Annotated in this window: 6 protein-coding genes; 1 reads left to right on the forward strand and 5 read right to left on the reverse strand. The window is 73.2% G+C overall.

Translation table 11 applies throughout. The features are described from left to right. A partial coding sequence (locus ABWK99_RS14510) for a helix-turn-helix transcriptional regulator (protein ID WP_372595411.1) occupies positions 1 to 472 on the reverse strand: 472 nt, incomplete at its 3' end. A gap of 35 nt (positions 473 to 507) precedes the next feature. Between ABWK99_RS14510 and ABWK99_RS14515 the strand changes: the two genes are divergently transcribed. Continuing rightward, on the forward strand, positions 508 to 1,623 hold the full coding sequence (locus ABWK99_RS14515; RefSeq protein WP_372595412.1) for a DUF3866 family protein: 1,116 nt from the start codon (positions 508 to 510) through the stop codon (positions 1,621 to 1,623). 13 nt (positions 1,624 to 1,636) lie between these two features. Here ABWK99_RS14515 and ABWK99_RS14520 read toward each other — a convergent pair whose 3' ends face one another. The 4 genes from ABWK99_RS14520 to pnuC form a co-directional block, all read right to left on the reverse strand. Continuing rightward, positions 1,637 to 2,095 (reverse strand): PH domain-containing protein, encoded by a 459-nt coding sequence (locus ABWK99_RS14520; RefSeq protein ID WP_372595413.1) that lies wholly within the window; start codon positions 2,093 to 2,095, stop codon positions 1,637 to 1,639. Further along, entirely contained in the window at positions 2,092 to 2,940 is an 849-nt protein-coding gene (hisG, locus tag ABWK99_RS14525) for an ATP phosphoribosyltransferase (protein ID WP_372595414.1), read from the reverse strand. The genes ABWK99_RS14520 and hisG overlap by 4 nt, the downstream gene beginning before the upstream one ends. A 62-nt stretch (positions 2,941 to 3,002) precedes the next feature. Continuing rightward, a complete protein-coding gene (locus tag ABWK99_RS14530) occupies positions 3,003 to 3,266 on the reverse strand; it encodes a phosphoribosyl-ATP diphosphatase (protein WP_372595415.1) in 264 nt (87 codons plus the stop codon). Positions 3,267 to 3,302: 36 nt separating this feature from the next. Then, positions 3,303 to 3,806: nicotinamide riboside transporter PnuC (pnuC, locus tag ABWK99_RS14535; protein WP_372595416.1), on the reverse strand; the 504-nt coding region annotated here is incomplete at its 5' end.

A 3,806-nucleotide genomic window follows, 5' to 3' on the forward strand; every position in this document is an offset into this window, starting at 1 on the left:
CGGCGGCGGCGAGCAGTGCACCGAGCGCCGGCCCGGCGGGGAGCAGTCGCGGGGCGAGCCCCGCGACCGCGTCGCTCTGCGGTGCGCTCACGCCGACGGCCGAGAGCTTGAGCAACGCCCTCGCGGCGTCGGGGCGCAGGACCTGGTCCTGCCAGAACTCCGCTGCCAGGGCCAGGACACCGAGCTGGGCGGCCGAGAGCTCCATCGGAGGAAGGGCGTAGGCGTCGGCGTCGATCCGGTAGCCGAGGTCGTCGCCGTGCGCAGCGGACGCAACGGTGAGCACCGGCACCCCGAGGTCCCGCAGGGTGTCCTTGTCGCGCTCGAACATCCGCTCGAACGCCTCCGTCGTCGGCGCGTGCTCGTACCCGGCGACGGAGGAGCGGATCTGCTCCTTCGTCATCCGGCCCGTGGTGTTGACCAGGGCGATGACGAGGTTGAGCAGCCGCTCGGCGGGAGGAAGGGAGTCGGACATCGGTGCCAACCGTAGCGGCCCGCTACCGTGCAGAGGTGATCACGTGGCGGAACGGGACGGTGCTCGCGCTCGGACGGTCGTGGGACGGCTCTGTCGAGCTGACCGTCGCGACGCAGGACGGGGAGCGGCGCGCGCTCGCGCACCCCGGGATCGTCGGCCTGCCGGAGGTCGGCGACCGCGTGCTGCTCAACGTCTCCGCTCAGGCCCGTGGACTGGGCACCGGGGGCTACGCGCTCGTCGTCGCGCTCCCCGACCGACTGCCCGCCGACCCGCCGGACGCCCCGGGACACCTGGTCAAGGCGCGCTACACACCGCTGCAGACGATGGTCCTCGGGGTGGACGAGCAGGAGTCCGCCCATCACGAGCAGCTGCGGGAGGCCGACGACCTGGCGGGCCTGCCGGTGGTCGTCGCCGATCTGCACTCCGCCCTTCCGGCCGTCCTCGCCGGGGCCCGGCACGCCGCGGAGCGGGCCGGTCGTCCGGCGCCCCGTGCGGTCTACGTGATGACCGACGGCGGGGCGCTGCCCGCATGGTTCTCCCGTGCGGTCGCGGGGCTGCGCGAGGCCGGGTGGATCGAGGCCTGCGTGACCGTCGGCCAGGCCTTCGGTGGCGATCTCGAGGCCGTGACGGTGCACACCGGGCTGCTCGCGGCCCGGCACGTGCTCGATGCCGACCTCGTGGTCGTCGCCCAGGGCCCGGGGAACCTGGGCACGGGGACGCGATGGGGCTTCTCCGGGGTCGCCGCCGGGGAGGCTGTCAATGCGGCCGGCGTGCTCGGCGGCCGTCCCGTCGCCTCGCTGCGCGTCTCGGGTGCCGATCCCCGGGAACGTCACCTCGGGATCTCCCACCACTCGCTGACCGCCTACGGCCGGGTGGCCCTTCGCCCGGCCACGATCCCCGTCCCCGTCGCCGGTGCGGACGAACCGGGACGCGCGGCACTGCTGGCCCGGGTCGGCGAGCAGGTCGACGCGCTCCTCGCGCCGCGTGGGCTGCACCACAGGGTCGACGTGCCCACGGGCCCGGAGGTCCGTCGTGCACTCGAGCGGTGCCCCGTCGGCCTGTCGACGATGGGACGGAACCTCGACCAGGACCCCGAGTCGTTCCTCGCAGCAGCGGCCGCCGGGATCCACGCGGGCTCGCTGCCCGCCTGACACCGCGCAGCGATCAGTCGTCGCTGCGGGTCACCGAGTGCATGGCCACGAGGGTCGACATCCGGACGGCCTCGGCCGCCGCTCTGGCTCCGTCGGAGGCCTGGACACCCATCACCGAGAGCGTGTCCCCGTCGGCGAGGTCGAGCTGCACCCAGGGACGGCCCTGCCCGAACCTGACCGAGACGATCTCCGTCCACTCCACCCGACGGGTGAGGAGGAGGTTGCGCACCGTCAGGCCCGTCTCGTCGGGATCCGCGCGCACCCCTGCCTGGCGCGTGAGGAACCACGCGACGCCGAGCCCGAAGCCGGCGATCCCGACGCGGTCCGCCATGCCCGCCCCGTCTCCGGCGATCACGGGCAGGGCAACAGCAAGGGCGACCATGAACACCAGGACGACGACGGCGAGGACCCCCGCCACCCACCGTGCCGCCGTGGGGCGGAACGGCCGGTGGAGGTCCTCGCCTGCGCTCACAGCCGGCAGGCGTGGATCGAGGTCACGAGGATCGCGCGAGCACCCAGGTCGTACAGGGCGTCCATCACGCGGTTCGTCTGGTCCCGTCGCACCATCGCCCGGACGGCGCTCCACGAGGAGTCGTGCAGCGGCGAGACCGTCGGGGACTCCAGCCCGGGGGTGATCGCCACGGCCTGCTCCACGAGCTGCTGCGGCACGTCGTAGTCCATCAGGACGTACTGCTGGGCCACCAGCACCCCCTGCATCCGTCGGGCGAGGACCTCGAGCTGCGCGGGGACGGCGTCGTCGGACCCCGCCCGGATCAGCACCGCCTCGGAGCGCAGCAGGGGCTCGCCGAAGACCTCCAGGCCCGCGCCGCGCAGGGTCGTCCCGGTCGAGACGACATCGGCGACGACATCGGCGACGCCGAGCCGCACGGAGGACTCCACGGCCCCGTCGAGCCGGACGACGGTCGCGGTCACGCCCTGCGCGGCGAGGTGGTTCTGCACCAGGACCGGGTAGGAGGTCGCGACCCGGCGTCCGTCGATCTCTGCGACGCTGCGCACCGTGTCCGGGCGGGCGGCGAACCGGAACGTCGAGCCGCCGAAGCCGAGCGCCAGGTGCTCGGTCGCCTCGGCACCGGAGTCCAGCAGCAGGTCGCGACCGGTGATCCCGGCGTCGACCGTCCCGGCCCCGACGTAGACGGCGACGTCGCGCGGACGCAGGTAGAAGAACTCGATGTCGTTCTCCGGGTCGACCAGCACGAGCTCGCGCGAGTCACGCCGCTGGCGGTAGCCCGCCTCGCGAAGCATGTCGCATGCGGGCTCGGACAGCGATCCCTTGTTCGGGACGGCGATGCGCAGCACGGTGCTCCTCGGCCGGACAGGGGTCGGTCGGGGCGAGCCGGCCTCGCGCCCCGACCCGGGGGTCACAGGTGGGTGTAGACGTCCTCGAGGGTGAGGCCCGTCGCCAGCATGAGCACCTGGAGGTGGTACAGCAGCTGGGAGATCTCCTCGGCGGCGGCCTCCTTGCTCTCGTGCTCCGCGGCCATCCAGACCTCGGCGGCCTCCTCGACGATCTTCTTGCCGATCGCATGGACCCCCGCGTCCAGCTCGGCGACGGTGCCCGAGCCCGCCGGCCGGCTCACGGCCTTCTCGGAGAGCTCGGCGAACAGCGATTCGAAGGTCTTCACGGGAAGGAGCGTAGAGGGTCGCGGGCCCCCACGCCGTCACGATCCGAGCGAGCCCGCCCCGGCGGAGGCCGTCACGGTCTGCCTGGTCTCGGTCCGTTGGGCACGCATCCACACCACGAAGCCGTAGGCGACGACCCCTCCGTAGACCGCGTAGAGCACCGCAGAGGGGTAGTAGCCGGCCTGGAACAGGAGCGGGACCCCGACGAGGTCGACCCCGATCCACACGAGCCAGAACTCCGTCCAGCCACGTGCCATCCCGTAGGTCGCCAGGAAGCTGCCGGTGAAGATCCACGCGTCGGCCCACGGGCCCCAGGAACCGAGTGCGCCGAAGATCCAGGCGAACACGACGGTGCCGAGGGCTGCCGCGAGCAGCAACCCGGCGCGTTCACGTGCGGTGGCCCAGCGGGGCACGACCGCCGCTCCCCCGTCCCCGCTGCGTCGGGTCTGCGACCAGCGGACCCAGCCGTACACCGAGACGAGGATGAAGAAGACCTGGCGGCCCGCCTGCCCGTACAGGTCCTTGGCCTGCGGGGTGTCGAA

The organism is Actinotalea sp. (genome assembly GCF_041597215.1).
GTDB lineage: Bacteria > Actinomycetota > Actinomycetes > Actinomycetales > Cellulomonadaceae > Actinotalea.